The 26,959-nt window shown below is 46.9% G+C and carries 28 protein-coding genes; 4 read left to right on the top strand and 24 right to left on the bottom strand.

The window, feature by feature from the left end:
• Positions 1 to 8 precede the first annotated feature (8 nt).
• Together ilvD and ilvA are read left to right on the top strand one after the other, a co-directional pair.
• Positions 9 to 1,850, top strand: a complete 1,842-nt coding sequence (gene ilvD / locus A8140_RS00475) for a dihydroxy-acid dehydratase (protein ID WP_005535572.1) — start codon at positions 9 to 11, stop codon at positions 1,848 to 1,850.
• Positions 1,851 to 1,854: 4 nt separating this feature from the next.
• Complete coding sequence (ilvA, locus tag A8140_RS00470; protein ID WP_005535570.1) at positions 1,855 to 3,402, top strand: threonine ammonia-lyase, biosynthetic; 1,548 nt, start codon at positions 1,855 to 1,857, stop codon at positions 3,400 to 3,402.
• 37 nt (positions 3,403 to 3,439) lie between these two features.
• Here the strand turns inward: ilvA and punR are convergent, their stop codons facing one another.
• Positions 3,440 to 4,342, bottom strand: coding sequence for a DNA-binding transcriptional activator PunR (punR, locus tag A8140_RS00465; RefSeq protein ID WP_005535569.1), 903 nt, complete (start codon positions 4,340 to 4,342; stop codon positions 3,440 to 3,442).
• Positions 4,343 to 4,495: 153 nt separating this feature from the next.
• On the opposite strand from punR, the gene punC reads away from it, so the two are divergent.
• On the top strand, positions 4,496 to 5,701 hold the full coding sequence (gene punC / locus A8140_RS00460; protein ID WP_005535567.1) for a purine nucleoside transporter PunC: 1,206 nt from the start codon (positions 4,496 to 4,498) through the stop codon (positions 5,699 to 5,701).
• A 91-nt stretch (positions 5,702 to 5,792) separates the two neighbouring features.
• Here the strand turns inward: punC and A8140_RS00455 are convergent, their stop codons facing one another.
• Positions 5,793 to 6,569, bottom strand: a complete 777-nt coding sequence (locus tag A8140_RS00455; protein ID WP_005535566.1) for a transporter substrate-binding domain-containing protein — start codon at positions 6,567 to 6,569, stop codon at positions 5,793 to 5,795.
• 121 nt (positions 6,570 to 6,690) lie between these two features.
• Between A8140_RS00455 and A8140_RS00450 the strand changes: the two genes are divergently transcribed.
• Positions 6,691 to 7,431, top strand: coding sequence for an amino acid ABC transporter permease (locus tag A8140_RS00450; RefSeq protein ID WP_005535564.1), 741 nt, complete (start codon positions 6,691 to 6,693; stop codon positions 7,429 to 7,431).
• 85 nt (positions 7,432 to 7,516) lie between these two features.
• Here A8140_RS00450 and glmU read toward each other — a convergent pair whose 3' ends face one another.
• From glmU to A8140_RS00340, 22 genes are all read right to left on the bottom strand, one after another.
• Entirely contained in the window at positions 7,517 to 8,878 is a 1,362-nt protein-coding gene (gene glmU / locus A8140_RS00445; RefSeq protein WP_010648453.1) for a bifunctional UDP-N-acetylglucosamine diphosphorylase/glucosamine-1-phosphate N-acetyltransferase GlmU, read from the bottom strand.
• A gap of 149 nt (positions 8,879 to 9,027) precedes the next feature.
• A complete protein-coding gene (locus A8140_RS00440; protein ID WP_005429758.1) occupies positions 9,028 to 9,450 on the bottom strand; it encodes a F0F1 ATP synthase subunit epsilon in 423 nt (140 codons plus the stop codon).
• Between the two features lie 18 nt (positions 9,451 to 9,468).
• Positions 9,469 to 10,872, bottom strand: a complete 1,404-nt coding sequence (atpD, locus tag A8140_RS00435) for a F0F1 ATP synthase subunit beta (protein WP_005532839.1) — start codon at positions 10,870 to 10,872, stop codon at positions 9,469 to 9,471.
• A gap of 35 nt (positions 10,873 to 10,907) precedes the next feature.
• Entirely contained in the window at positions 10,908 to 11,774 is an 867-nt protein-coding gene (atpG, locus tag A8140_RS00430) for a F0F1 ATP synthase subunit gamma (protein ID WP_005429827.1), read from the bottom strand.
• Positions 11,775 to 11,818: 44 nt separating this feature from the next.
• Entirely contained in the window at positions 11,819 to 13,360 is a 1,542-nt protein-coding gene (atpA, locus tag A8140_RS00425) for a F0F1 ATP synthase subunit alpha (protein WP_005532840.1), read from the bottom strand.
• Between the two features lie 13 nt (positions 13,361 to 13,373).
• Positions 13,374 to 13,907: a F0F1 ATP synthase subunit delta gene (atpH, locus tag A8140_RS00420; RefSeq protein WP_005429777.1), complete on the bottom strand. Its 534-nt coding sequence runs from the start codon at positions 13,905 to 13,907 to the stop codon at positions 13,374 to 13,376.
• A gap of 14 nt (positions 13,908 to 13,921) precedes the next feature.
• Positions 13,922 to 14,392 carry a F0F1 ATP synthase subunit B gene (atpF, locus tag A8140_RS00415; protein ID WP_005429802.1) on the bottom strand — a complete coding sequence of 157 codons (471 nt, stop codon included), beginning with the start codon at positions 14,390 to 14,392 and terminating at the stop codon, positions 13,922 to 13,924.
• Between the two features lie 71 nt (positions 14,393 to 14,463).
• Positions 14,464 to 14,718 carry a F0F1 ATP synthase subunit C gene (gene atpE, locus A8140_RS00410; protein ID WP_002540812.1) on the bottom strand — a complete coding sequence of 85 codons (255 nt, stop codon included), beginning with the start codon at positions 14,716 to 14,718 and terminating at the stop codon, positions 14,464 to 14,466.
• Positions 14,719 to 14,774: 56 nt separating this feature from the next.
• The gene (gene atpB / locus A8140_RS00405; protein ID WP_005429781.1) at positions 14,775 to 15,587 is read right to left on the bottom strand and encodes a F0F1 ATP synthase subunit A; all 813 of its coding nucleotides are present in this window, start codon (positions 15,585 to 15,587) and stop codon (positions 14,775 to 14,777) included.
• A gap of 8 nt (positions 15,588 to 15,595) precedes the next feature.
• A complete protein-coding gene (locus A8140_RS00400) occupies positions 15,596 to 15,985 on the bottom strand; it encodes a F0F1 ATP synthase subunit I (RefSeq protein WP_005532841.1) in 390 nt (129 codons plus the stop codon).
• A gap of 189 nt (positions 15,986 to 16,174) precedes the next feature.
• Positions 16,175 to 17,056, bottom strand: coding sequence for a ParB/RepB/Spo0J family partition protein (locus A8140_RS00395; protein WP_012126658.1), 882 nt, complete (start codon positions 17,054 to 17,056; stop codon positions 16,175 to 16,177).
• Positions 17,057 to 17,079: 23 nt separating this feature from the next.
• Entirely contained in the window at positions 17,080 to 17,835 is a 756-nt protein-coding gene (locus A8140_RS00390) for a ParA family protein (RefSeq protein WP_033000241.1), read from the bottom strand.
• Positions 17,836 to 17,862: 27 nt separating this feature from the next.
• A complete protein-coding gene (rsmG, locus tag A8140_RS00385) occupies positions 17,863 to 18,498 on the bottom strand; it encodes a 16S rRNA (guanine(527)-N(7))-methyltransferase RsmG (protein WP_005532843.1) in 636 nt (211 codons plus the stop codon).
• Positions 18,498 to 20,393 carry a tRNA uridine-5-carboxymethylaminomethyl(34) synthesis enzyme MnmG gene (gene mnmG / locus A8140_RS00380; protein ID WP_005532845.1) on the bottom strand — a complete coding sequence of 632 codons (1,896 nt, stop codon included), beginning with the start codon at positions 20,391 to 20,393 and terminating at the stop codon, positions 18,498 to 18,500. Before mnmG ends, rsmG begins: the two co-directional genes overlap by 1 nt.
• A gap of 469 nt (positions 20,394 to 20,862) precedes the next feature.
• Positions 20,863 to 21,303: an FMN-binding protein MioC gene (gene mioC, locus A8140_RS00375; protein ID WP_005532846.1), complete on the bottom strand. Its 441-nt coding sequence runs from the start codon at positions 21,301 to 21,303 to the stop codon at positions 20,863 to 20,865.
• A gap of 100 nt (positions 21,304 to 21,403) precedes the next feature.
• Entirely contained in the window at positions 21,404 to 22,765 is a 1,362-nt protein-coding gene (gene mnmE / locus A8140_RS00370; RefSeq protein ID WP_005532847.1) for a tRNA uridine-5-carboxymethylaminomethyl(34) synthesis GTPase MnmE, read from the bottom strand.
• Positions 22,766 to 22,897: 132 nt separating this feature from the next.
• The gene (gene yidC / locus A8140_RS00365) at positions 22,898 to 24,520 is read right to left on the bottom strand and encodes a membrane protein insertase YidC (protein WP_005532848.1); all 1,623 of its coding nucleotides are present in this window, start codon (positions 24,518 to 24,520) and stop codon (positions 22,898 to 22,900) included.
• A gap of 2 nt (positions 24,521 to 24,522) precedes the next feature.
• Positions 24,523 to 24,780 carry a membrane protein insertion efficiency factor YidD gene (gene yidD, locus A8140_RS00360; RefSeq protein ID WP_005451046.1) on the bottom strand — a complete coding sequence of 86 codons (258 nt, stop codon included), beginning with the start codon at positions 24,778 to 24,780 and terminating at the stop codon, positions 24,523 to 24,525.
• On the bottom strand, positions 24,747 to 25,070 hold the full coding sequence (gene rnpA, locus A8140_RS00355) for a ribonuclease P protein component (RefSeq protein WP_009699098.1): 324 nt from the start codon (positions 25,068 to 25,070) through the stop codon (positions 24,747 to 24,749). Before rnpA ends, yidD begins: the two co-directional genes overlap by 34 nt.
• Before the next feature lie 46 nt (positions 25,071 to 25,116).
• On the bottom strand, positions 25,117 to 25,251 hold the full coding sequence (rpmH, locus tag A8140_RS00350; RefSeq protein WP_005378825.1) for a 50S ribosomal protein L34: 135 nt from the start codon (positions 25,249 to 25,251) through the stop codon (positions 25,117 to 25,119).
• Between the two features lie 242 nt (positions 25,252 to 25,493).
• The gene (locus A8140_RS00345) at positions 25,494 to 26,231 is read right to left on the bottom strand and encodes an amino acid ABC transporter ATP-binding protein (protein WP_005532849.1); all 738 of its coding nucleotides are present in this window, start codon (positions 26,229 to 26,231) and stop codon (positions 25,494 to 25,496) included.
• The gene (locus A8140_RS00340; RefSeq protein WP_005440833.1) at positions 26,228 to 26,899 is read right to left on the bottom strand and encodes an amino acid ABC transporter permease; all 672 of its coding nucleotides are present in this window, start codon (positions 26,897 to 26,899) and stop codon (positions 26,228 to 26,230) included. Before A8140_RS00340 ends, A8140_RS00345 begins: the two co-directional genes overlap by 4 nt.
• Positions 26,900 to 26,959: the final 60 nt, after the last annotated feature.

Genomic DNA, 26,959 nt, shown 5'->3' with positions numbered 1-26,959 from the left:
ATTAGGAAATGCCAAAATATAGATCAGCTACCACCACACATGGTCGTAACATGGCGGGCGCTCGCGCACTGTGGCGTGCAACAGGCGTAAAAGATGAAGACTTCGGTAAGCCAATCATCGCTGTCGTAAACTCGTTTACTCAATTTGTTCCGGGCCACGTACACCTAAAAGACATGGGTCAGCTTGTAGCACGTGAAATCGAAAAAGCCGGCGGCATCGCTAAAGAATTCAACACCATCGCGGTTGATGATGGTATCGCAATGGGTCACGGCGGCATGCTGTACTCACTGCCTTCACGCGAACTGATCGCAGACTCAGTAGAATACATGGTTAACGCACACTGTGCCGATGCGATGGTGTGTATCTCTAACTGTGACAAAATCACTCCGGGAATGTTGATGGCATCTATGCGTCTTAACATCCCTGTTATCTTTGTCTCTGGTGGTCCAATGGAAGCGGGTAAAACCAAGCTTTCTGATCAGATCATCAAACTAGACCTTGTTGATGCGATGATCCAAGGCGCGGATCCAAAAGTCTCTGATGAGCAAAGTGAGCAGATCGAACGCAGTGCGTGTCCAACGTGTGGATCGTGTTCAGGCATGTTCACTGCAAACTCAATGAACTGTCTAACGGAAGCCCTGGGTCTTTCTCAACCAGGTAACGGTTCTATGCTGGCAACACACGCTGACCGTGAAAAACTGTTCCTTAATGCAGGTCGTCGTATCGTTGAACTGACTCGTCGTTACTACGAGCAAGATGACGAAGCAGCACTGCCACGCAACATCGCTACGTTTGATGCCTTCGAAAACGCCATGGCACTGGACATCGCAATGGGCGGCTCAACCAACACCATTCTGCATCTACTGGCTGCAGCGCAAGAAGGTGAGGTGGATTTCGATATGGAAGATATCGATCGCCTATCTCGCCAAGTACCACACCTATGTAAAGTGGCACCATCTACCCAGAAATATCACATGGAAGATGTACACCGCGCTGGTGGCGTAATGGCGATTCTTGGTGAGTTAGACCGTGCAGGTCTACTGCATAACCAAGCTCGCACCGTACTTGGCCTTTCAATGAAAGAGCAGCTGGCAAAATACGACATCATCCAGACCGAAGATGAAGAGGTATTAAAGTTCTTCCGCGCAGGTCCTGCTGGTATCCGTACCACTCAGGCATTCTCTCAGGATTGTCGTTGGGATCGCCTTGATGACGACCGCGCAGAAGGCTGTATTCGAACTAAAGAAAATGCCTTTAGCCAAGAAGGTGGCCTAGCGGTTCTATCAGGCAACATTGCATTAGATGGCTGTATCGTTAAGACAGCAGGCGTTGATGAGAGCATCCATAAGTTCACAGGCCCGGCCGTAGTATTTGAAAGCCAAGAAGACGCCGTAGAAGGTATTTTAGGCGGCAAAGTCAAAGCCGGCGACGTGGTTGTTATCCGCTACGAAGGCCCTAAAGGTGGCCCGGGCATGCAAGAAATGCTCTACCCAACCACTTACTTGAAATCGATGGGACTCGGTAAAGAGTGTGCTCTTCTAACTGACGGCCGTTTCTCTGGCGGTACATCTGGCCTGTCTATCGGTCACGCTTCTCCTGAAGCTGCAAACGGCGGTGCCATTGGTTTGGTTAAACAAGGTGATATGATCGCGATTGATATTCCAAACCGTTCAATTTCACTTCAAGTGTCTGAACAAGAACTTGCTGAGCGCCGTGCAAAACAAGACGAGTTAGGCTGGAAACCAGTAGACCGCCAACGTGAAGTTTCATTTGCACTCAAAGCGTACGCAAGTATGGCGACCAGTGCTGACAAAGGTGCAGTACGAGACAAATCTAAGCTCGAGGGCTAGCTTTATGAGTCAACCCTTTCCCTTAAAACAGGAAAACCAATCTGGTGCAGATTATCTGCGCCAGATCTTGCGTGCTCCTGTGTATGAAGTCGCGACAGTGACACCACTGCAAGAGATGCCTCGCCTTGCTGCACGTATTGGTAACAATGTGCAAATAAAGCGTGAGGATCGCCAGCCCGTGCACTCGTTCAAATTACGCGGTGCATACAACATGGTGGCAAGCCTGTCTGAAGCCCAAAAAGCCGCAGGTGTGATTGCCGCCTCTGCGGGTAATCATGCTCAAGGTATGGCGCTCTCTGGCACTAAGCTGGGCATTAAAACCACTATCGTGATGCCAAAAACTACGCCAGACATCAAAGTTGATGCAGTACGTGGTTTCGGTGGCAACGTGGTGCTGCACGGCAGTAACTTTGATGAGGCAAAAGCCGAGGCAGAGCGTCTATCCGAGTTAAACGGGTACACCTTTGTCCCTCCCTTCGATCACCCACTGGTGATTGCAGGTCAAGGCACAATTGGCATGGAAATGCTGCAGCAAAATGGTCACCTTGATTACATCTTCGTTCCTGTCGGCGGCGGCGGTTTGGCTGCCGGTGTTGCGGTGCTTGTGAAGCAGTTAATGCCAGAAATCAAAGTAATCGCAGTTGAGCCAGAAGATTCGTCATGCCTCAAAGCAGCATTGGATGCTGGTGAGCCAGTGGTACTAGACCAAGTCAGCATGTTTGCCGATGGCGTCGCTGTAAAACGCATTGGCGAAGAGACTTTCCGTCTATGCCAAAAGTACATTGATGGCCATATTGCAGTCTCTAGCGATGAAATCTGCGCAGCAGTAAAAGACATCTTTGAAGACACTCGCGCCATTGCTGAGCCTTCAGGGGCGCTTGCTCTGGCAGGTTTGAAGAAGTTTGCTGAGCAAAACAAACTCAAAGGCAAAAATCTAGGCACCGTGCTGTCTGGTGCCAACACTAACTTCCATGGTTTGCGTTATGTTTCTGAGCGTTGCGAGCTTGGTGAGAAACGTGAAGGTTTGCTTGCCGTTACCATTCCTGAGCGTCAAGGTGCATTCTTTGAGTTCTGTAACTTAATTGGTGGCCGCGCCGTAACGGAGTTTAACTACCGCTACAACGATGACGCATTGGCAAATATCTTTGTCGGTGTTCGTTTGCAAGGCGGTCAGGAGGAGCTAGAAAACATCATTCATGATTTACGTGAAGGTGGCTATCCTGTGGTTGACCTGTCTGATGATGAAATGGCGAAGCTACACGTGCGCTACATGATTGGTGGTAAGCCGTCTAAGCCGCTTAAAGAACGTCTCTACAGCTTTGAGTTTCCAGAGTATCCGGGAGCACTACTTAAGTTCTTAAGCACACTCGGTACTCATTGGAATATCAGCTTGTTCAACTACCGTAACCACGGCGCTGACTACGGACGCGTTTTATGTGGTTTCGAGTTAGATGAAAGCGACTTAGCACAGTTTTCTGCGCATTTGCGCGAACTTGGTTATCAATGCAAAGACGAAACAGATAACCCGTCTTACCAGTTTTTCTTGTCATAGAACCAACAAAGCCACTTTCCTTGAAAGTGGCTTTTTGTTAGTACTGCAGCCAATCCTGATGCAGTTGATTTGGTGTACCTAAGTAATCCACCATCCATTGAATCAACTTGTGATTGTCGTCTTTACGCCATACTAAGCAACATTGGCTCAGTGGCTTATCATCCTGCAGAACTTTTTCCACCAGCACGCCTTCATGGATAAGAGGCATCGCAATATGGCGTGGCATGTAGCCTACTCCGACTCCATTTTTCAGACATTCAATCGCGCTATACCAATTTGGTAGGAGCAAACGACGCTGCTTTGCATAATGTCCAGTGTGGCGTTTTGGTAACACGTTCGAGGTATCATCGAGGCAGATCGCCGGAAATTGACTGACAAACTCTTCGGTCAAGACTTGCTGGCGTACGCATGGATGAGCTGGCGACATCACGAATGCCCAATCGAGCACGCCCATGTCTTTGACCTCAAAATCCCCACCAACGGGAATCGCTGACGTTGCTCCAACGACAATATCAGCACGCCCCTGTGCGATGGCTTCCCATGAGCCGTTAAACACTTCCATGTTGATTTGCAGCTCTGCGAATTCAAACTCACGGTAGAAGTCTTCAACCAAAGGTTTGAGCTTATCCAGCTTAACCACATTATCCAGCGTGAGCTTCAATGTTGATTGCCAACCATGTGCCGCGCGACGAGTTTGCGCTTTCACTTCCGCCATTTGTCTGAGCAGTAAGCGCGCCTCTTCGATAAACAACTCACCTGCAGGCGTCAATTCAACCTTTCTCGGTAATCGACGAAACAGAACCACATCTAACTCCTGCTCCACTTGACGCACTCCGTAGCTGATCGCTGAAGGGACTTTATGCAGTACTTCTGCAGCCGCTGTAAAACTGCCTAATCGAGCAACGGTATCGAGCATTTCCAGAGAAGATTTGGAGAACATGACCTCTACCTTTCAAAAAATTTGATTGATAACCAACAATTTTAGCGTTTTATTTTCTCAAAATCGAAAAATAGAATGGTGAGGTAAAGAAATCAGGGTTGGCGCCAACTGATACTGAACAAAAAATGATTAAATAATTTGATTGGTTGAATCATGAAAATCTCAAAACTACAACTCGTTTACCTTGCAGCCCTGTCTATGCTCGGCTTCATTGCCACCGATATGTACTTACCTGCCTTCAAAGCGATGGAAGTCGACTTTGCTACAGGCCCTGAACAGATCGCACTTTCATTGACTGTCTTTCTTGTTGGTATGGCTTTTGGTCAATTGATGTGGGGCTTGGCTTCAGACAAATTCGGTCACCGCAACACGTTAGCAGCTGGTTTGGCGCTGTTCACTGTCGCCTCATTTGGCCTCGCATTCAGTGAGCAAGTTTGGCAACTACTCGCGCTACGCTTCGTTCAAGCGATTGGTGTATGTGCGCCAGCCGTTATTTGGCAAGCGATGGTGATCAAGCGTCACTCTGGCCAGAGCCAACAGATCTTTGCCACTATTATGCCTTTGGTTGCACTCTCGCCAGCACTTGCACCTCAATTAGGTGTACTACTGGCTGACAGCTTTGGTTGGCACAGTATTTTTGTTGCATTGACACTGATGGGTGTACTGCTTGTTGTTGCGACAATGGCGCAAAAAAATGAAAAAGTAGAAGTAAAACAAACCAGTATGTCTTCAGACATCAAATCACTACTGGGTTCTAAAACTTACCTAGGTAATGTTTTTATGTTTGCTACAGCGTCTGCGGCTTTCTTTGCTTACCTAACGGGTATGCCAGAAATCATGTCTCAACTTGGCTATGAAGCAAAGGACATTGGTTTGAGCTTTATTCCACAAACTATCGCCTTCATGGTGGGTGGTTACTTAGGTAAGGTTAGCGTTCGCAAATACGGTGACGAGAAGATTCTGCGTCAGTTGATTGGTTTGTTTAGTGTTGCAGCACTGCTTATCTTCGCTGCATCACAGTGGCAACTGACCTCTATCTGGCCAATCCTGGCGCCATTCTGTTTGATTGCGGTGGCAAATGGTGCTCTTTACCCAATCGTAGTAAACCGTGCATTAGCGAGTGCAAAGCAAAGTCCAGCAACCGCAGCTGGTCTACAGAACAGCCTACAAATTACCGTAAGCAGCCTATCAAGCGCACTGGTTGCGGCGATGGCAAGCCAAGCTCAAATGGTAACGGGTGTAGCGCTTGTGATTTGTATGGGCGGTCTGTGGATAGGTTATATCCTATCTAACCGTGTATTGTCTCAGCACTTCACGACTCCGGACAACGCTCGCGTAGTGAGTGAAGACGAGCTCTAATTCTTCGTCAAACTCAATCCCACTACATAATAAAGAAGAGCCGCTTAATGCGGCTCTTTGTCTTTTATGAGCGAAAGAATAAGGCAAAACCTTACATACTCTTCAGTCCCCATTTCTCGGCGGTTTGCTTAAAGAAGCCTTGAGTTTTCTTCAACTCAACCCAGTGGTTAATATAGTTAATCCAGACTTGGTCGTCTTGGGGCAACAGCATCGCAATAGGCGTTGGCTTGCGAGGCTCTTTGACTGGGACAATCGCTAACTGTTTAAATTTCTCCACCAGCGTTGCCGCTTCAACGTTGGACGTCACGGAGACATCGGCACGACGAGCCAGAAGCTCTTGGAAATCACGCGCCGGCGCTTCAATCACAATGTGCTGTGCAGATGGGAAGAAGTCTTTGACCATCTTTTCTTGCACAGTGCCCAGTGTAGCCGCCACTTTTACATCAGGCTTGTCAAAGTCTGCCCAATCTGAGAATTTCGCTAAGTCTTTCTTTTGCACCACAGGCACAAACGCAAGATAGAAATACGGTTGGCTATAACCTGCTACTTTTGCGCGTGACATGTTCAATGACGCACTACCGGTAATATCGTATTTGTTGGCAGTAATGCCATTGACTAGCGTTTTCCAATCGGTCGCAACATATTCCACCTTAACGCCAAGATCTTTGGCGAGCTCAGTGGTGACATCGATATCAAAACCACGATAACTATCGGTAGCGGGATCTTTCATTGTCATCGGATTCCAATCCCCTGTCGTTCCGACACGCAAAACGCCCTTATCCAACACCTCTTGTAAACGGCTGTTAGCATGAGCGACTTGGGTCATCGCAAGTAAACACATTCCTAGCGCAAGCAACGTTTTTTTCATTTCAATTCCCTTAAAAGAATGATGATGGGAGATATTCCCTTTAATTATTAACTATTAATGCAACTTCATTGATAACATAGCAATAACAAAGGAAGTTTTTTAGTCAGTTCAGGGAGTAAATGTGAACTATAGACATCTATGGCTGATTTCGTTGCTGCTTCTCACTGGTTGCTCCGATTATCAATGGGGTTGGTATGTTCTTGACCCATCAACCGAGCAAGGCCTGACAAACATAAAGTTTCTGGTCGCAGGCTTTAATGACACGATCCAAGTGTCGCTAATCAGTATGCTGTTTGCGATGACCATAGGATTGATCGTTGCCCTTCCCGCCCTGTCAGATTCTCCAGCACTTAAGTGGATCAACCGTGTTTATGTAGAAGTGATCCGCTCTATTCCAGTTTTGGTATTGTTGCTGTGGGTGTATTACGGAATGCCAACGCTACTCGATGTGTCCCTAAACCACTTTTGGGCAGGTGTGATTGCATTAACCATTGCAGAAAGTGCCTTTATGGCGGAAGTGTTTAGAGGAGGAATCCAAGCCATCAGCCGCGGACAACATGAAGCAGCAGAGTCGCTTGGGCTAAACTACAGGCAAAAAATGCGATTGGTAATTCTTCCCCAAGCTTTTCGCCAAATATTACCGCCACTGGGTAATCAATTCGTTTATATCCTCAAGATGAGTTCGTTGGTCAGCGTGATTGGTTTAAGTGACTTAACGAGACGAGCTAATGAATTGGTGGTGAATGAGTACTTACCACTAGAGATCTATACGTTTCTCGTCTTAGAGTATTTGGTGCTGATTCTTTTGGTCTCCCAAGCGGTGCGTTGGCTAGAGAAGCGCATCGCGATACCAAGTCACTAAACTGTCCGTTCACACCACTAGATACAACAAAGCCGCTCATGATGAGCGGCTTTGGTTTATTTCGGTTAAAGAAAGCAGCGAAGGCTTACTTTTGTTTCACTGGGCGTTGCCAACCAGTGATTTTGCGCTCTTTCACGCGAGTGATCACAAGCTCACCTTCAGCAACATCTTTGGTCAATGTCGTGCCGGCACCAATCGTTGCACCATCAGCAATCGTCACTGGCGCAACAAGCTGGCTATCTGAACCAACAAAAACGTCGTTACCGATAACGGTCTTGAACTTGTTCGCACCGTCGTAGTTACAAGTGATAGTACCAGCACCGATGTTAGTACGTTGACCGATCTCTGCATCACCCAGGTAAGTCAGGTGGTTTGCTTTAGAGCCTTCACCGATACGCGCGTTTTTCACTTCAACGAAGTTACCCACGTGAGAGTCGTTACGCATCTCTGCGCCAGGACGCAGGCGTGTGAATGGACCAACTGTACATTCTTCACCAACAGTTGCCCCTTCAATTACACTGTATGGACGCACAACTGTGTTATCGTCGATTTCACAGTCTTTCAGTACACAGCCAGCGCCGATGACAACGTTATCGCCCAGTGATACTTTGCCTTCGATGACCACGTTTGCATCGATTTCGCAATCCATACCACATTGCAGCTCACCGCGTAGGTCGAAACGTGCTGGGTCACGCAACATTACGCCTTGCTCTAGTAGCTTTTGCGCTTGCATTGATTGGAATGCACGCTCAAGACGAGCCAATTGAGCACGATCGTTAACGCCTTCCACTTCAATCGCATTTACTGGGTGCACTGCCTCAACCGCGCGACCTTCATCGTGCGCTGCCGCGATAACGTCTGTTAGGTAGTATTCGCCCTGTGCGTTTTCGTTGTTTAGACCAGCAAGCCAGCGTTTCAGGTCACCACCTGTCGCCACCAGAACACCAGTATTACATTCTTTGATGAGCTTCTGCTCTTCTGTCGCGTCTTTTTGCTCAACGATCGCCACTACAGGACCGTTTTTACGAATGATACGACCATAGCCCATTGGGTTATCTAGCATTACTGTGAGTAGTGCAATACCACCTGTTGGCTGTGCATCTAATAGGTTTTCAATTGTTTCAGGTGAAATCAGTGGAACATCACCGTAAAGCACCAGTACTTTTTCATCGTCTTCAAACTTTGGAGACGCTTGATCAACCGCGTGGCCAGTACCTAATTGCTCCGCTTGCAGTACCCAGTTCACAGGCTCTTCTGCTAGCGTTTGCTGCATTTGATCACCACCGTGACCATATACTAGGTGGATGTTTTGTGCGCCAAGACCTGTACATGTATCGATAACATGCTTTGCCATTGGCTTCCCTGCCAAAGTGTGAAGCACTTTAGGCATGTTCGAGTACATACGGGTACCTTTACCCGCAGCAAGAATCACAGCACTGAATTTCATTGATAACCTGTTGACGTTCTATTTTAATTGGGCGTTATTTTAAACAGCTTGGAAGGAATAGTTAATGGCAGGATGTAAATTTACAACTAAAATTAATCAAAAAGGCGACCAAATGGCCGCCTTTTTTTATGCAACGTTGCTAATTGAGCTTAGCGACGCTTTTTGGTCAGCTCGATAACTCGTAGCTGAGCAATGGCTTTAGCCAGTTCACTGGCCGCTTGTGCGAAGTCCATGTCACCATGCTGATTCTGGATTTGCTCCTCAGCGCGGCGCTTGGCTTCTTCTGCCTTCGCTGCGTCTAGATCTTCACCACGAATCGCTGTATCAGCCAGTACTGTAGCAGTACCAGGCTGAACCTCGACCATACCACCAGAGACATAAATGAACTCTTCGTGGCCGTGCTGTTTCACAATACGCACCATACCAGGCTTAATAGCGGACAGCAGCGGAGTATGGCCGTGGAAAATACCCAGCTCACCTTCGCTACCGGTCACCTGAAACGTTTCTACGCGACCAGAGAAAATACGTTTCTCAGCGCTTACTACGTCTAGGTGAAAGGTTATTGGTGCCATATCGCCTCCTAGTTAGCCTTATAGCTTCTTCGCATTCTCGATAGCATCGTCAATCGTACCGCAGTACATAAACGCTTGCTCTGGAATGTCATCGTATTCACCAGCTAGTAGACCTTTGAAGCCACGTAGTGTCTCTTTAAGAGGTACGTAAACACCTGGGTCACCTGTAAATACTTCCGCTACGTGGTAAGGCTGAGTTAGGAAACGCTCAATCTTACGTGCACGAGATACAACTTGCTTATCTTCTTCAGATAGCTCGTCCATACCTAGAATCGCGATGATATCTTTCAGCTCTTTGTAGCGCTGAAGTGTCTGCTGAACGCCACGAGCTGTGTCGTAGTGATCTTGACCAACTACTAGTGGGTCTAGCTGACGAGAAGTCGAATCTAGTGGGTCGATCGCTGGGTATAGACCCATTGCTGCGATGTTACGGTTAAGTACAACCGTTGCATCCAAGTGCGCGAACGTTGTTGCTGGAGACGGGTCAGTCAAGTCATCCGCAGGTACGTATACCGCCTGTACAGACGTGATAGAACCTTGCTTAGTTGACGTGATACGCTCCTGTAGTACACCCATCTCTTCTGCAAGAGTTGGCTGGTAACCTACCGCAGAAGGCATACGACCTAGAAGTGCTGATACCTCAGTACCTGCAAGCGTGTAACGGTAGATGTTATCAACGAACAGAAGTACGTCACGACCTTCGTCACGGAAACGTTCTGCCATTGTTAGACCAGTCAGTGCAACACGTAGACGGTTGCCTGGTGGCTCGTTCATCTGACCGTAAACCATCGCTACTTTAGATTCTTCAGGATTCTCAACGTTTACAACGCCCGCTTCCTGCATCTCGTAGTAGAAATCGTTACCTTCACGAGTACGTTCACCAACACCAGCAAATACTGATAGACCTGAGTGTTGAAGTGCGATGTTGTTGATAAGTTCCATCATGTTAACGGTCTTACCTACACCTGCACCACCGAATAGACCGATTTTACCACCCTTAGCGAATGGACAAACCAAGTCGATTACTTTAACACCAGTTTCTAGAAGTGCTGTTTCGTTTGATTGCTCTTCGTAGCTTGGTGCTTCACGGTGGATAGAGTAAACCTCTTCTGCACCGATCTCACCACGCTCATCAATCGCGTCACCTAGGACGTTCATGATACGACCTAGAGTTTTAGTACCTACTGGTACTGAAATTGGAGCGCCAGTGTTAACCACTTCAACGCCACGACGTAAACCATCAGAGCTACCCATTACGATACAACGAACTACGCCACCGCCTAGCTGTTGTTGAACTTCAAGAACAAGACGCTCTTTTGAGTCCGTAACGTTTAGAGCGTCATATACACTTGGTACTTCGCTCTGTGGGAACTCTACGTCGACTACCGCACCGATGATCTGTACGATCTTACCTGTAGCCATCGTTAATCCTCTAAACTATTTCGTTTTACCTAAGCTTAAACCGCAGATGCACCACCAACGATTTCTGATAGTTCTTGTGTGATCGCAGCCTGACGGGCTTTGTTGTACACAAGTTCTAAATCTTCAATCAAGTTGGTTGCGTTATCCGTTGCAGCCTTCATCGCAATCATTCGAGCCGCTTGCTCACAAGCAAGGTTCTCTACCACACCTTGGTATACCTGAGACTCTACGTAACGCACTAGAAGTGTGTCCAATAGAGGTTTTGGCTCAGGCTCATAGATGTAGTCCCATGAGTGCTCACGCTGCATCTCTTCGCTGTCCGATTTAGGCAAAGGTAGCAATTGATCGATCGTTGGTTGCTGAACCATAGTGTTCACAAATTTGTTGAACACTACATATAGACGGTCCAGTTCACCTTCATCGTATTTCTTAAGCATTACGCCAACAGAACCGATTAGGTCTTCTAGGCTTGGGTTATCACCCAGACCAGAAACCTGTGCCGCAACTTTTGCGCCACCATTTCTAAAGAAAGCTGTTGCTTTTGAGCCAATTACAGCTAGCTCAACTTCAGCACCTTTCTCTTTCCATGATTGCATGTCTGTAACGGCTTTCTTGAACACATTAATGTTCAAGCCACCACACAGACCACGGTCTGTCGAAACGATGATGTAACCAACACGTTTAGCTTCACGCTCTTCTAGGTACGGATGACGGTACTCTAGGTTTGCGTTAGCCACATGACCGATCACTTTACGCATTGTTTCAGCGTATGGACGAGAAGCTTCCATTGCGTCTTGAGAACGACGCATTTTTGAAGCTGCTACCATTTCCATCGCTTTCGTAATTTTCTGCGTGCTTTTAACACTACCGATTTTATTACGTATCTCTTTTGCGCCGGCCATCGTTACTCTCCGTTAGTTGGTGGCAGAAACTGCCACCGACCTAATTACCAAGTTTGGGTTGCTACGAAGTCGTCAGTCAGTTTCTTCAACTGAGCTTCAACTTCATCGTTGTATGCACCCGTCTTGTCGATCTCAGCTGCAAATTCAGCGTATTGACCGCGAGCGTACGATAGTAGAGCCGCTTCGAAATCTAGCAGTTTGTTTAGTTCAACATCTGCTAAATAGCCGCGCTCTGCCGCGAAGATTACTAGTGCTTGGTCAAATACAGACATTGGAGCGTACTGCTTCTGCTTCATTAGTTCTGTAACTTTTTGACCGTGGTCTAGCTGTTTCTTCGTCGCTTCATCAAGGTCAGACGAGAACTGTGCAAATGCCGCTAGTTCACGGTACTGAGCTAGTGCAGTACGGATACCGCCAGATAGCTTCTTGATGATTTTAGTCTGAGCTGAACCACCTACACGAGATACTGAGATACCTGGGTCAACGGCTGGGCGTACACCTGCGTTAAATAGCTCAGTTTGTAGGAAGATCTGACCATCGGTAATCGAGATTACGTTAGTCGGTACGAATGCTGAAACGTCACCTGCTTGAGTTTCGATGATAGGAAGAGCAGTCAAAGAACCAGTCTTACCTTTCACTTCACCGTTAGTGAAACGCTCTACGTACTCTTCGTTTACACGAGCTGCACGCTCTAGTAGACGCGAGTGTAAGTAGAATACGTCACCTGGGAATGCCTCACGGCCTGGTGGACGTTTTAGTAGTAGAGAGATCTGACGGTAAGCTACCGCTTGCTTAGATAGATCATCGTAAACAATCAGTGCGTCTTCACCGCGATCGCGGAAGTATTCACCCATCGCACAACCTGCGTATGGCGCTAGGTATTGTAGCGCTGCAGATTCAGAAGCAGATGCAACAACAACGATAGTGTTAGCTAGCGCGCCGTGCTCTTCTAGTTTGCGAACTACGTTAGCGATAGTCGATGCTTTCTGACCGATTGCTACGTAGATTGAGAAAATACCAGAGTCTTTCTGGTTGATAATCGCATCGATCGCCATTGCTGTTTTACCAGTTTGACGGTCACCGATTACAAGCTCACGCTGACCACGACCGATTGGGATCATTGAGTCAACTGATTTGTAACCAGTTTGCACAGGTTGGTCTACCGATTTACGGTCGATTACACCTGGTGCGATTACTTCTACAGGCGAAGTCAATTTAGCTTCGATTGGACCTTTACCATCGATAGGCTCACCTAGTGTGTTCACTACGCGACCTAGAAGTTCTGGACCAACTGGCACTTCAAGAATGCGGCCAGTACCTGTAACTTTCATGCCTTCCTTAAGGTCAGCATATGGGCCCATTACTACCGCACCAACCGAGTCACGCTCAAGGTTAAGTGCTAGTGCATAACGGCCACCCGGTAATTCAATCATTTCACCTTGCATCACGTCCGCTAGGCCGTGGATGCGGATGATACCATCGCTTACCGATACGATAGTACCCTCGTTGCGAGCTTCACTAACAACGTCGAAAGATTCGATACGTTGTTTGATCAGATCGCTAATTTCCGTGGAATTAAGTTGCATGCTCCAATCCCCATTAAGACTGCAATGCATCGCTCAGGCGGTTCAAACGACCACGCGCTGAGTCATCGATGACTAGGTCTCCGGCTCGAATAATAACCCCACCAAGTAGGGTCTCATCTACACTGCAATTCAGCTTCACTTTGCGTTCTAGACGCACTTCAAGTTTGCTGCCAATGTTTGCAAGTTGTTCATCAGAAAGTTCGCTTGCTGAAATCACTTCAACATCAATTTCTTTCTCATGCTCTTTCTTCAATAGGAAGAATTGTTCACAAACATCAGGAAGGGCCGTTAGACGACCATTCTCAGCCATTACCTTAATCAGGTTTTGGCCGTGCGTATCAACTTGTTCGCCGCAAACTGCAACAAAAATCTCTGCCATTTTGTCAGCAGAAACCGAACCCGTTAGAAGTTCGCTCATTTGCTCGTTTTTAGCGACTTCAGCAGCAAAAGACAACATTTGGCCCCATTGGTCCAACTGGTCTTTGTCTACAGCAAAGTCGAAGGCTGCTTTAGCATAGGGGCGTGCGATTGTAGTCAAATCAGACATATGCGCCCCCAGACTTAAAGTTTTGCAGTAATGTTGTCGAGAATATCTTTCTGAGCGTCTTTATCGATAGAACGCTCAAGGATTTTCTCAGCACCAGCTACAGCCAGAGTAGCAACTTGTTTGCGCAGCTCATCGCGTGCACGATTGCGTTCAGCTTCAAGTTCTGCTTCTGCTTGCGCTAGGATTTTCTGGCGTTCTGCCTGAGCTTCCTCGCGAGCTTCGTCAATAATTTGAGACTTACGCTTGTTCGCTTGATCGATGATCTCAGTTGCTGTGCGCTTCGCTTCTTTCAACTGATCAGAAGCGTTGGCTTGTGCTAGATCCAAGTCTTTTGCAGCACGTTCCGCTGCTTGAAGACCATCAGCAATTTTCTTCTGACGCTCTTCGATCGCTTGCATCAACGGTGGCCATACATACTTCATGCAGAACCACACAAATAGTGCGAACGAGATTGCTTGACCTAGCAGAGTTGCGTTTATGTTCACAACAGCTACCCCTCTATTTGGACTTAGTGTTAATCAGTGACAAGCCTGAGCTCGTCCCGAGTTAAAGGTGATTAACCTAGTTGACCAACGAATGGGTTTGCGAATGTGAATAGTAGCGCGATTACGATACCGATCATTGGAACCGCATCAAGTAGACCTGCGATGATGAACATCTTAACTTGTAGCATAGGAGCCATTTCTGGTTGACGTGCTGCACCTTCTAGGAATTTACCACCTAGTAGTGCGAAACCAATCGCTGTACCAAGAGAAGCAAGACCGACGATAATACCTACGGCGATTGCAGAAAAGCTCAGTAAAGTTTCCATTACTATCTCCAATTTATAGTTGTTGGCTTATGTGCCCAAATAAAAAGCTTAAAAAATTAATGATCAGAATCTTCGTGTGCCATTGACAGGTAAACAATTGTCAACATCATAAATACGAAGGCTTGAATCGTAATAACCAAGATATGGAAGATTGCCCACGGTAGTGAACCCATCCATTGCAAGTACCATGGTAGCATTGCCGCACAAAGAATGAATACAACCTCACCCGCGAACATGTTACCGAATAGACGCATACCAAGTGATAGAGGCTTCGCTAGTAGCGATACCACTTCAATCAGTAGGTTAAACGGAATCATCAGTGGGTGATTGAATGGATGTAGTGCAAGTTCTTTTGCGAATCCACCTAGACCTTTCACTTTGATGCTGTAGTAGATCATCAATGCGAAAACGCCTAGAGCCATAGCCATGGTGATATTCACATCAGCAGACGGTACAACCTTAAGATAAGGGATACCTAGCCAATGCTCTGCTGGGTACGGTAAGAAGTCGATCGGAACTAAGTCCATCACGTTCATCAAAAATACCCAACAAAAGATAGTCAGTGCTAAAGGCGCGATCAGTGGGTTGCGTCCATGGAACGTGTCTTTGACGTTTTCCGCGACAAATTCAACGATCATTTCTACAGCACACTGAAGCTTACCCGGTACACCCGCTGTTGTTCTCTTTGCTACTTTGTAAAAAATTCCGAGGAAGATTAAACCAGTAAACCAAGAAAAAAACAGGCTATCGATATGTACGTTCCAGAAACTTGCTTCATCCGCTACCAAGCCTAACTTAGCTAAAGATAGGTTTGATAAGTGGTGGGCAATGTAACCGGACGATGTTAGCGCTTCACCTGGCGCAGCCATAACTCATCCTATTTTTTGTTGTTAATGAATAGCACTGGTGCACAGATATTAATACCTAGTACCAGCAAATAGGTTAGTTTGAGGGGAACAAGTTCCACCTGCATATACATGTAGGCTACGTAGAACAACACAACCGTGATGAGGATTTTCAGAACTTCACCTGTGTAGAAGGACGCCGCGATGCGCTTGGCAGCACGAGCCCCACTAAACATAAAAGCACATAGCGCAAAGACAGCATTGGCAACAACAAAAATGCCCCCACCAACCAGCGCTGAAATTCCCCATTCAGGATTCACGGCCATCGCCATTCCTGCAGCCACAAAAATAACCGCGCCAGACTGGATCATTAACAATTGCTTTGCGAGCTCTCGTCCTGGTCTAGCTAACGCAGCTACCATGTATTCGTACCTCTAGTAATATCCACTTTGCACTAAACTCTCTGTGCAGGGAAATTGGCGAAAATTATACGGTGAGAACAATTGAATGCAATTATATTGCATCAAAAACTTACAGTTTTGTTTACAATCCGACAACTTTCACACAAAATTCGATTATTTTGATTAATTGACCTAAATCAATTATCTCATCTAGGCCTCTAGCTTGGCAATCAGTTGATTCAATTTGTGAGGCTCATCAAGACTTATCGTCACTTTCGCTTTGCCGTTTGCAGAACGGACCAAAGAAACCTTGGCATCAAGCAGTTGACTCAATTTATGCGACATTTGCTCCGCTTCGGTATCTTCTTGTTGAGCTTTTTGCTCATTTTGTGGGGCTAAGCACTTTTTTACTAACTGTTCGGTTTGTCGAACCGTCATTTGCTTCTTAGCCACCTGTTGAGCCACTTCGACTTGCTGTTCACCTTCTAGCGCTAACAGAGCTCGAGCATGACCCATTTCTAATTTTTTATCTGCAACCAGACCCTTTACATCAATTTCCAACTGATTTAGACGTAATAGGTTACTTACTGTGGTTCTTGATTTGCCAATCACATCGGCCACTTGCTGATGCGTCAGCGTGAATTCATCCTGCAGGCGCTCAAGCGCTTGCGCTTCTTCAATCACATTCAAATCTTCACGTTGAATGTTTTCGATCAGTGCCATTGCTATCGCTGCACGGTCTTCGACCTTTTTCACTAAACAAGGCACACGTTTAAGACCAGCCTGTTTTGCAGCGCGCCAACGGCGTTCACCAGCGATGATTTCAAACTGACCACCCGCAACTTGGCGAACCACGATCGGCTGGATGATGCCTTGTGATTGAATCGAAGCTGCCAGTTCTTCTAGCGCTTCTGGCGCCATATCTTTACGCGGTTGGTAAACACCCGGCTGCAATTGACCAATCGCCAAATCCGTCAGTTCACCGTCAGCCGACAATGCTTGGCTGTGCGATGCAATGTGCTGTTTTTCACGAGCTAACGAACTGGTCGACAACAACGCATCCAGTCCTTTTCCTAGACCACGCTTAGACATAGGAGGAATTCCTTAGGTTAGAGTTAAACTGGGATTTCTTCGCGGCGGAGCATTTCGCCCGCTAAAGCAAGATACGCTTTGGCGCCAGCAGAGTACTTGTCATAGTACATGGCTGGTTTACCGTGGCTCGGCGCTTCGGCCAAACGCACATTACGTGGGATCACAGTACGGTAAACTTTACTACCAAAGTGTTTTTTAAGTTGATCGGATACTTCATTAGACAGGCGGTTACGTGGATCGTACATGGTACGTAGTAAACCTTCGATTTTGAGGTTCTCATTGACCACGGCCGCTAACTTGCTGATTGTATCCATAAGAGCAGTTAAACCTTCTAGCGCAAAGTATTCACATTGCATCGGCACCAGCACAGAGTCGGCTGCGGCCATAGCATTGATTGTAAGAAGGTTTAGAGAAGGAGGACAATCAATAAAGATGAAATCATAGTTGTCGCGAACTGACGCAAGGGCGTTTTTCAGACGCACCTCACGCGCGAACACTTCCATCAATTTGATTTCTGCAGCGGTAACGTCTCCGTTCGCTGCAATCAGATCGTATTTCCCTGTGGTTTCGGTACAAACCACCTGATCAAACGGGGTATCTTCAACCAGAAGATCATACGCCGTTGCGTCGACCATATATTTGTCGACGCCACTGGCCATCGTAGCGTTGCCTTGAGGGTCGAGATCGATCACCAAAACCTTGCGCTTTGTTGCCGCCATCGAAGCTGCTAAGTTAATGCACGTTGTTGTTTTGCCGACCCCACCTTTCTGGTTGGCGATTGCACAATTTTACCCACGATTACCTCGCTAATTTTCCTTGCGCGATAAGATTACTAGATGACGATCACCTTCCAACTCAGGAACAGCTAAAGATATGATCTCTGTCACACTACACCATTCAGGAAGCAGATCTATTTCATCTTTAGGGTGAAGCCCTTTCAAAGCTAAGAACACCCCGGAATCTTGTTTAGGCAGATGATGACACCATTCCACCATGTCCGTCATTGAAGCAAAAGCTCGGCTCAAAACGCCATCAAATTTTTCTTCCGGCTGGAATTCTTCGACGCGACTTTGAATTGCCGTCACATTTTTCAGCCCTAGCGTGTGCACAACTTGCTTGATAAAGCGGATGCGTTTGCCAAGGCTATCGAGCAAGAAGAAGGTTTTCTCTGGATTCATGATTGCCAATGGAATACCTGGCAAACCTGGTCCTGTGCCAACATCGATAAAACGCTCACCTGGTAAGTGAGTGCTAACGACGATGCTATCAAGGATATGTTTCACTAGCATCTCAAGTGGGTCACGAACCGACGTTAGGTTGTAAGCTTTGTTCCACTTGTCGAGCAGTTCGACGTAACCGACCAACTGCTCACGTTGTTTTTCAGACACTTGCAAATCGGTTTGCGCGATCAGCTCGTCTAATCTGGTACGTAAAGCACTCATTACTCTTCCTCGCCTTTTTTCAGCAAACCGTGCTTCTTCAGGTGAACAAGCAGAATAGAGATCGCTGCCGGCGTGATACCTGAGATACGAGAAGCAATACCAATGCTTTCTGGTTTGGCTTCTGTCAGCTTAGCAACGACTTCGTTAGACAGACCTTTCACGTCTTTGTAATCCAAGTCTGCAGGGAGCTTAGTGTGCTCATGACGCAGCGATTTTTCTATCTCTTCTTGCTGGCGCTTGATGTAGCCATCGTACTTCACTTGAATCTCAACTTGCTCTGACGCTTGCTGATCTTCCAGAGCTGGTGCAAATGCATCAAGCTGAGTGAGATCTGAGTATGAGATCTCAGGGCGACGCAAAAGATCTTCACCACTTGCTTCACGAGCCATTGGTGTTTTCAAGAGCTTGTTCAGCTCATCGATACCCACAGAATTCGGGTTCATCCATGTCGATTTTAGACGTTGGCGCTCGGTTTCCATGTTCTCGATTTTCTCGTTGAAACGTGCCCAACGAGCATCATCAATCAAACCAAGTTCACGCGCTTTTTCCGTCAAACGTAGATCGGCGTTATCTTCACGAAGCAACAAACGGTATTCCGCACGAGAAGTGAACATACGGTATGGCTCTTTGGTACCCATGGTCGACAAATCATCGATTAACACGCCCATGTAAGCTTGGTCACGACGTGGGCTCCAGCCTTCTTTGCCTTGACTGTGCAAACTTGCGTTCAAGCCTGCCATCAAACCTTGTGCTGCAGCTTCTTCGTAGCCAGTCGTACCGTTGATTTGACCAGCAAAGAACAGACCACTGATGAACTTGGTCTCGTAGGTTTGCTTCAAATCACGTGGGTCGAAGAAATCGTACTCGATCGCGTAACCTGGACGAACGATGTGTGCGTTCTCAAAACCTTTCATTGAACGAACGATTTGCACTTGCACGTCAAACGGCAAGCTGGTGGAAATACCGTTAGGGTATAACTCGTGCGTGGTTAGGCCTTCTGGCTCAATGAAGATTTGGTGACTGTTCTTGTCCGCAAAGCGCATCACTTTGTCTTCGATAGAAGGACAGTAGCGCGGGCCAATACCTTCGATCACGCCTGCGTACATTGGGCTACGATCAAGGTTGTTGCGGATCACATCATGAGTTTGCTCATTGGTGTGAGTAATAAAACATGGGATTTGACGCGGCTGATGCTCACGTTTGCCCATGAATGAGAATACAGGTGTTGGGTTATCACCGTGTTGTGCTTCCAACACTGAGAAATCCACGCTGCGTGCATCGATACGTGGTGGTGTACCTGTTTTCAACCGATCGACACGGAATGGCAGTTCACGTAGTCGATCCGCCAGTGCGATCGATGGTGGATCCCCAGCGCGACCACCTGAAGAGCTTTCCATACCGATATGGAGCTTTCCGCCAAGGAAAGTACCTACGGTTAATACCACCGCTTTGGCGTGGAATTTCAGGCCCATTTGCGTTACGACGCCAACCACACGATCTTGGTCCACAATCAGATCATCAACCGATTGTTGGAACAGAGTTAAGTTTGGTGCGTTTTCTAGCACGTTGCGTACGTACGCTTTGTACAATGCACGGTCAGCTTGAGCACGTGTTGCTCGAACCGCTGGACCTTTAGAGGCGTTCAGTGTTCGGAATTGAATACCCGCATGGTCAATGGCTTCAGCCATCAGACCGCCCATAGCATCCACTTCTTTTACTAAGTGACCTTTACCGATACCACCAATCGCCGGATTACAAGACATCTGGCCTAATGTATCGATGTTATGGGTAAGGAGGAGTGTTTTTTGTCCTGTGCGTGCAGATGCGAGCGCGGCTTCCGTTCCTGCGTGTCCGCCACCGACAACAATGACGTCAAAGTTTTCGTGATAAAGCATGAACTGACCTCAGGTATTCAAAGGATTTAATGAACAGATAAAAAAGAGCGGTATTTTACCTTTTTTCTGTGTGAGAGAGAATCGTTTTCTCGCTTTTCAAATTTTAGTCCCTAAGACTATATATATAAGATCTATATATATGATCTTTTATTGGATCTATTATTAGGATCGCACGTTTCTGTGGATAACTAGAAAATGATCAACAAGATCATGGATCTTCTTTGGATCATATCTTGTGATCATGGCTTGATCAGATCGAGGATTTCCTGAGATCAAAATGAGGTTTTATACACAGGGGTAAAAAAAGATCTAAGTTGTTCTTTGGATAACTAAAGGAAAATCACTGGATCTTACCTGACTTATCCACAGATGGTTTGGGCGTTTTTTGAGCGGTTGAACAAGATTTTTTGAGGGGAGTTATTCACAATGGGGAGAAACAGAGCCGCAATGCGACTCTGTTATAGAGAAATTAAGCAGAAAAGCGAGCCAGATTTTCCTTTAACCACACTTCTGCTGCGTCTTCAGGTACGTCGTGGCTAAGTACATCAATCTTCAAGCAGTCTGTGATTGGCGTTGCGCCAATGTCTTCTAACAGGTCGTAAGCATGTTGGCCTGCAGCACAGAACGTATCGTAACTTGAGTCACCAATCGCTATCACAGCAAACTTTACGTCTGCCATCTTAGGCGATGTGTTTTGTAATGCAGCAATGAAAGGCTGAATGTTATCTGGGTATTCACCTGCGCCGTGAGTTGAAGTGATCACCAACCAAGTGCCTTGGTTTTCGATCGCAGACAACTCCGGCTGGTTGTGGATCGTTGTTTCAAAACCGTTCTCATTGAGTAGATCACTTAGGTGATCACCAACGTATTCTGCGCCACCTAACGTACTGCCTGTAATAATGTGGATCATGTGTCTTCCTTTATTGAGCCTCACTGACGCCAACGTGTTATTAGCGCCAGTACAAAAAGAAACGCGGTGTTAAACCTATGCTTAACACCGCGTGTTTTGATTATTTACCGATACAGAATGAGGAGAAGATTCGGCCGAGGAGGTCATCAGAGCTGAACTCTCCGGTAATCTCATTCAAGTGCTGCTGAGTAATGCGCAGCTCTTCTGCCAAGATTTCGCCAGCCATATAGCCTTCAAGCTGTTCTTGGCCGATTTGAAGATGTTGAGCAGCACGTTCTAGCGCATCTAGGTGACGACGACGAGCCATAAAGCCGCCTTCCGTATTGCCTGAGAAGCCCATACACTCTTTTAAGTGAGTACGCAAAGCATCCATACCTGCGCCTGTTTTTGCAGAAAGGCGAATCAGAGTCGGATCGTTTACATGGCAGATCCCCATTTCTTCACCTGTTTGATCCGCTTTGTTACGGATCACCGTCATGCCAATACTGTTTGGCAAGCGATCAACGAAGTCTGGCCAAATGTCTTTTGGATCCGTTGCGTCGGTTGTGGTGCCATCTACCATAAACAGAACACGGTCTGCTTGGGCGATTTCATCCCATGCACGCTCTATCCCGATTTTCTCTACTTCATCAGAAGCATCACGCAGACCAGCGGTATCGATGATGTGTAAAGGCATACCATCGATATGGATGTGTTCACGCAATACATCACGAGTGGTACCGGCGATATCGGTAACGATAGCGGATTCTTTGCCAGATAGGGCATTCAGAAGGCTAGATTTACCCGCATTAGGACGGCCAGCAATCACGACTTTCATGCCTTCACGCATGATCGCACCTTGGTTGGCTTCTTTACGTACCGCATCGAGGTTATCGATGATCGCTTGTAGGTCACCAGATACTTTACCATCGGCCAAAAAGTCGATTTCTTCTTCTGGGAAGTCAATTGCCGCTTCCACGTAGATACGTAAGTGGATCAGAGACTCCACCAGCGTTTGGATGCGTTGTGAGAACTGACCTTGCAGTGATTGTAGTGCTGATTTTGCCGCTTCTTCTGAGCTGGCATCAATCAGGTCGGCAATCGCTTCTGCTTGAGTGAGGTCCATCTTGTCGTTTAGGAAAGCGCGTTCTGAGAACTCACCTGGTCGAGCGGCACGCACACCGTCAATACCCAAGATACGCTTAATCAGCATATCCATTACAACAGGGCCACCATGACCTTGCAGTTCAAGTACGTCTTCGCCTGTAAACGAGTGTGGGTTAGGGAAGTACAGGGCAATGCCTTGGTCTAGCACTGTGCCGTCTTCCGCTTGGAATGGCAGATACTCTGCGTAGCGAGGCTTTAGCGTCTTACCTGTGACTTCTAGCGCCACTTGATTGGCCTTAGGGCCAGAAACACGAATAATGCCGACACCACCACGACCGGGTGCGGTAGCCTGAGCGACAATCGTATCTGTAGTCATAATCTTGCCTTTTGAGCTGGGCTATAGGGTTACACCCCTAGGGAGCCAGAACCAATTAATTAGCTGAATTGTAATCAGCCAAAAACAAAAAGGCGACCTTTTGGCCGCCTTTCTTATGCTTTTCTATCAAGGTTACTTAGTGTGTAAGCCTTTTTTCTCCAGTGCTTTGTAAATCAAAGTTTGCTGGATAAGCGTAACGATGTTCGACACCAACCAGTATAGAACTAGGCCTGATGGGAAGAACAAGAAGAAGAAGGTAAACATAACCGGCATAAAGGTCATGATCTTCTGCTGCATTGGATCCGTTACTGTTGTTGGGCTCATCTTCTGGATTAGGAACATTGACGCACCCATCAGTAGAGGCAGGATGTAGTAAGGGTCCTGCGCTGAAAGGTCATGAATCCAACCGAAGAATGGAGAGTGACGTAGCTCAACCGACTCCATTAGTGCCCAGTATAGTGCGATGAAGATAGGCATCTGTAGGATAAGAGGTAGACAGCCACCCAGTGGGTTAACTTTCTCTTTCTTGTACAGTTCCATCATCTCTTGGCTCATGCGCTGACGGTCATCACCGATGCGCTCACGCATTGCTTGCAGCTTAGGCTGTAGCATACGCATTTTCGCCATAGACGTGTATTGCGCTTTCGTTAGTGGGTACATTGCACCACGAACGATGAAGGTCAAGCAGATGATAGCCACCCCCCAGTTACCCACGAAGCTTTGGATGAAAGCAAGCAGTGAGTGAAGTGGTTTAGCGATGAACCATAGCCAGCCGTAGTCCACTACTAGGTCTAGATTTTCTGCTACTGCTGCCATTTCGTTTTGTAGCTTAGGACCAACCCATAGTGTTGCTTCAAACTTCGCTTGGTCGCCCGTTGCGATAGTTTTGTTTGGCATACGTACGCCGATATCACCTAGGTTACCAATTACGCGAGTGTACAGGTTAGTACCTGGTTCGTTGCGTGGGATCCAAGCTGCAGCGAAGTAGTGTTGGATCATTGCCGCCCAACCTTGGCCATCTGCTAGGTTGATAGACAGGTTACGATCCTGCATGTCTTCAAAGCTGTATTTCTTGTAGCGAACGTCTTCTGTTGAGTAAGCACCGCCGAGGTAAGTAGGCATTGTGATGCTACCACCAGCGTCCATTAGGTTTTGACGCAAGTGAGCGTACATACCAAATGTTGCGTTGTTACCAGAGTTGTTCACGACATCGTATTCTACGTTTAGCGCGTAGCTGCCACGTTTGAATACGTAAGTCTTGATGTATTCGATACCGTTCGCAGTGAATGTCATTGGAACGCGTAGTTCGTCTTGACCGTCAGCTAGAGTAAAGCTGTCTGCGCTCACGTTGTAGTGAGGGCGGTTAGTGCTGCTTAGGTCGATACCTTGAGGGCCCACTAGACCGCTTTGCGCGATGAACTGGTGACCTTTAGTGTCTTTTAGCAGAACGAATGGGTCTGATGAATCAAGTTCAGCAGAGTATTTGTTTAGGTCGGCATGTACCACATCGCCACCAACGGTGTCGATCGACAGAGTTAAAACATCAGTCGTTACTGTGATAGTTTTTGCAGAAGCTTGCTGTTGACCAGGAACTGGGTCTAGCTCGTCAGCAAAAGATGGTGCAGGTAGAGTACTGCTTGATTGAGCCTGTTCAACTGCTTGAGGTGCTGGGTTCTTTGCGACTTGCCACTGTTGGAACAGCAAGAAAGAAACCAGTGCCAGAGCAATGAGCAGGATATTACGTTGAGAATCCATCGTTAGTTATCTCTGTCTTGTTTTTGGACTGGTGGAACGGGGTCATACCCCCCTTCATTCAAAGGGTGGCATTTTAATAGACGTTTGCCTGATAACCAACATCCTTTTACAAAACCGTGAGCTCTCAAAGCTTCTAGCGCGTAAGTGGAACAAGTTGGTGTGAACCGGCAGCGAGGACCAATCAGAGGGCTGATAAACCAGCGATAAAGATTAACGAGCCCAATGGCTATCCACGTGAAGGGCGAGACAGGCGATGCCATAGCTTATCAAACAACTTAAATAATTCCTCATTGCTTAAATCTTGCGCGCTTTTCTTCGCGATCACAACAAAATCTTTATTTGGAAGCTGATGTTGATTGTTACGAAAGCTTTCACGAGCCAAACGCTTAAAACGGTTACGACCGACAGCAGTTTTGATTTGCTTTTTCGGAACAGCTAAACCTAATCGTGGGTGAGAAAGTTTGTTATTGCGAGCAATGATGGTGAAATGAGGCGAGCCAGCTCGATGAGCTTGCTGGAAGACGTTTTGATAATGCTCGGGAGTTAACAAGCGTAACTCCCGATTAAACGCGTACGTGTTCAAAATAAACTAGCGATTATTTTGATAGGCGCGCACGGCCTTTTGCACGACGTGCGTTGATAACTTTACGACCGTTCTTAGTTGCCATGCGAGCACGGAAGCCGTGAGTACGCTTGCGCTTTAGAACTGTAGGTTGAAAAGTGCGTTTCATGATAATTACCTTTACTGATCAGTAGTTTTAGGTTCTTGTTAAACCCGGCGTGGGCATTTTGCTTTCTTTATACAAAGAAGCTCTTTATTAAAGAAGAACAACCGACGCCTCTCAACAAAGAGGCGGAATTGTAATCACACTCACATAATGTGTCAATGACTCATGAGCACGAAATTCCGGCCGGGCGATTATACGTAGTGTGAGTAAAATCTCAAGGATCGATTGATCTTGATGCTTGATCTTTACTCTATTCCCACTTGGTTAAGGAATTTTTTCAAACGAAGATCTTGTGGATTATCGAAGATATCTTGTGGAGAACCTTGTTCAACGATGTTACCTTCGGCCATAAAGATCACTCTGTCAGCCACTTCTTTGGCAAATTGCATCTCGTGTGTAACAACCAACATGGTCTGATGTTGATTGGCTAACTTCTTCATTAATGAGAGAACTTCTCCGACCCATTCCGGATCCAGCGCAGACGTTGGCTCATCAAAAAGCAGCAGTTCCGGTTGCAATGCCATCGCTCGGCCGATACCCACACGTTGTTGTTGTCCACCAGACAGAGCCGCTGGATAACTTTCTCCTTTATCGCCAAGACCGATGTCATCCAGAATTTCTTGAGCACGCTTGAGAGCATCTTCTTTTTTCCAACCGCGTACCGTGATCAAGCCTTCAGCGATGTTCTGACGCGCGTTCATATGAGCAAATAGGGCATAGTTTTGGAAAACAAACCCAGTTCGGCGGCGTAAAGCCAATACTTCGGCTTTGGTATGTTTTTGTGTATCGACCGAAATGTCATCAATGGTAATGCGACCTTCATCCGCTTGCTCTAAGAAGTTAACGGTGCGCAATAGGGTCGATTTACCCGTACCACTTGAGCCAATAATAACGATGATCTCACCTTGCTTGATATCGAGATCAATACCTTTGAGGACTTCTGTTTCGCCAAAGCGTTTGTGGATATTTTCTAATTTGATCATCGTACGTACGCCTTATTCAATTTCGCCTCTGCCCAAATTTGTACTCGAGTCAGAATCACCACCACACCCCAGTAAATCAGAGCAACGGCAAGGAAAGCTTCAAAGAAGCGGAAGCTAGAAGAGGCTTCCATTTGCGCTTTAGCCATGATTTCAGCCACTCCAAGCGTGAAGGCGAGGGAGGTGGACTTAATCATATCGATGAAATAGTTCATAAGAGAAGGCAGTGCGACGCGCGTTGCTTGTGGCAAAATCACCCGACGCATTGCTTGAGGTGTTGTCATCCCTACTGACAAGCTCGCTTCCATCTGACTGCGATCGATACCAATGATGGCGGCACGAATACTCTCTGCCATATAAGCGGCAAAGTGGAGCGTTAAGCCAATCACTGCCGCGGAAAAGGCATCAATACCCACCATGAATGGGAAGATTTGTGGTAAGCCGTAGTAGAGCAAAAACAGTTGTACCAAAAGCGGAGTACCACGGAAGAAGCTGATGTAAAGTTGGCTCAATTGGTCGAGAACTGGCAGCTTAAATACGCGAATGTTCGCTAAAATAACGGCTAGAATCAGTGAAAAGACCAATCCCCATGTGGCCATTTCCATGGTTGTGCCAAGATACTTGAGCAGTATCGGTAGCAGCTCCAGCATGTAATTAAAATCAAATCCCATACGACTTACCTTGAGAAAAGAAAAGGTGGAATACGAAGTTCCACCTTGTCATTGAGTTAA

The organism is Vibrio campbellii CAIM 519 = NBRC 15631 = ATCC 25920 (genome assembly GCF_002163755.1).
GTDB lineage: Bacteria > Pseudomonadota > Gammaproteobacteria > Enterobacterales > Vibrionaceae > Vibrio > Vibrio campbellii.
The sequence above is the reverse complement of the archived record's forward strand: the minus strand, read 5'-3'. Positions and strand labels throughout refer to the sequence as shown.

What these genes read in the sequence shown, in the direction of transcription:
- mnmG (WP_005532845.1), bottom strand. Translation starts at nt 20,393, where the DNA reads ATGCTTTATCACGAAAACTTTGACGTCATTGTTGTCGGTGGCGGACAC.
- ilvD (WP_005535572.1), top strand. Translation starts at nt 9, where the DNA reads ATGCCAAAATATAGATCAGCTACCACCACACATGGTCGTAACATGGCG.
- glmU (WP_010648453.1), bottom strand. Translation starts at nt 8,878, where the DNA reads ATGAAATTCAGTGCTGTGATTCTTGCTGCGGGTAAAGGTACCCGTATG.
- mnmE (WP_005532847.1), bottom strand. Translation starts at nt 22,765, where the DNA reads ATGACTACAGATACGATTGTCGCTCAGGCTACCGCACCCGGTCGTGGT.
- A8140_RS00345 (WP_005532849.1), bottom strand. Translation starts at nt 26,231, where the DNA reads ATGATCAAATTAGAAAATATCCACAAACGCTTTGGCGAAACAGAAGTC.
- A8140_RS00395 (WP_012126658.1), bottom strand. Translation starts at nt 17,056, where the DNA reads ATGTCTAAGCGTGGTCTAGGAAAAGGACTGGATGCGTTGTTGTCGACC.
- A8140_RS00440 (WP_005429758.1), bottom strand. Translation starts at nt 9,450, where the DNA reads ATGGCACCAATAACCTTTCACCTAGACGTAGTAAGCGCTGAGAAACGT.
- mioC (WP_005532846.1), bottom strand. Translation starts at nt 21,303, where the DNA reads ATGATCCACATTATTACAGGCAGTACGTTAGGTGGCGCAGAATACGTT.
- atpD (WP_005532839.1), bottom strand. Translation starts at nt 10,872, where the DNA reads ATGGCTACAGGTAAGATCGTACAGATCATCGGTGCGGTAGTCGACGTA.
- ilvA (WP_005535570.1), top strand. Translation starts at nt 1,855, where the DNA reads ATGAGTCAACCCTTTCCCTTAAAACAGGAAAACCAATCTGGTGCAGAT.
- punR (WP_005535569.1), bottom strand. Translation starts at nt 4,342, where the DNA reads ATGTTCTCCAAATCTTCTCTGGAAATGCTCGATACCGTTGCTCGATTA.
- atpB (WP_005429781.1), bottom strand. Translation starts at nt 15,587, where the DNA reads ATGGCTGCGCCAGGTGAAGCGCTAACATCGTCCGGTTACATTGCCCAC.
- atpA (WP_005532840.1), bottom strand. Translation starts at nt 13,360, where the DNA reads ATGCAACTTAATTCCACGGAAATTAGCGATCTGATCAAACAACGTATC.
- A8140_RS00400 (WP_005532841.1), bottom strand. Translation starts at nt 15,985, where the DNA reads ATGGTAGCTGCGTTAGCTAGACCAGGACGAGAGCTCGCAAAGCAATTG.
- A8140_RS00455 (WP_005535566.1), bottom strand. Translation starts at nt 6,569, where the DNA reads ATGAAAAAAACGTTGCTTGCGCTAGGAATGTGTTTACTTGCGATGACC.
- yidD (WP_005451046.1), bottom strand. Translation starts at nt 24,780, where the DNA reads ATGGCATCGCCTGTCTCGCCCTTCACGTGGATAGCCATTGGGCTCGTT.
- rpmH (WP_005378825.1), bottom strand. Translation starts at nt 25,251, where the DNA reads ATGAAACGCACTTTTCAACCTACAGTTCTAAAGCGCAAGCGTACTCAC.
- atpH (WP_005429777.1), bottom strand. Translation starts at nt 13,907, where the DNA reads ATGTCTGATTTGACTACAATCGCACGCCCCTATGCTAAAGCAGCCTTC.
- atpG (WP_005429827.1), bottom strand. Translation starts at nt 11,774, where the DNA reads ATGGCCGGCGCAAAAGAGATACGTAATAAAATCGGTAGTGTTAAAAGC.
- rsmG (WP_005532843.1), bottom strand. Translation starts at nt 18,498, where the DNA reads ATGAGTGCTTTACGTACCAGATTAGACGAGCTGATCGCGCAAACCGAT.
- punC (WP_005535567.1), top strand. Translation starts at nt 4,496, where the DNA reads ATGAAAATCTCAAAACTACAACTCGTTTACCTTGCAGCCCTGTCTATG.
- atpE (WP_002540812.1), bottom strand. Translation starts at nt 14,718, where the DNA reads ATGGAAACTTTACTGAGCTTTTCTGCAATCGCCGTAGGTATTATCGTC.
- A8140_RS00340 (WP_005440833.1), bottom strand. Translation starts at nt 26,899, where the DNA reads ATGGGATTTGATTTTAATTACATGCTGGAGCTGCTACCGATACTGCTC.
- yidC (WP_005532848.1), bottom strand. Translation starts at nt 24,520, where the DNA reads ATGGATTCTCAACGTAATATCCTGCTCATTGCTCTGGCACTGGTTTCT.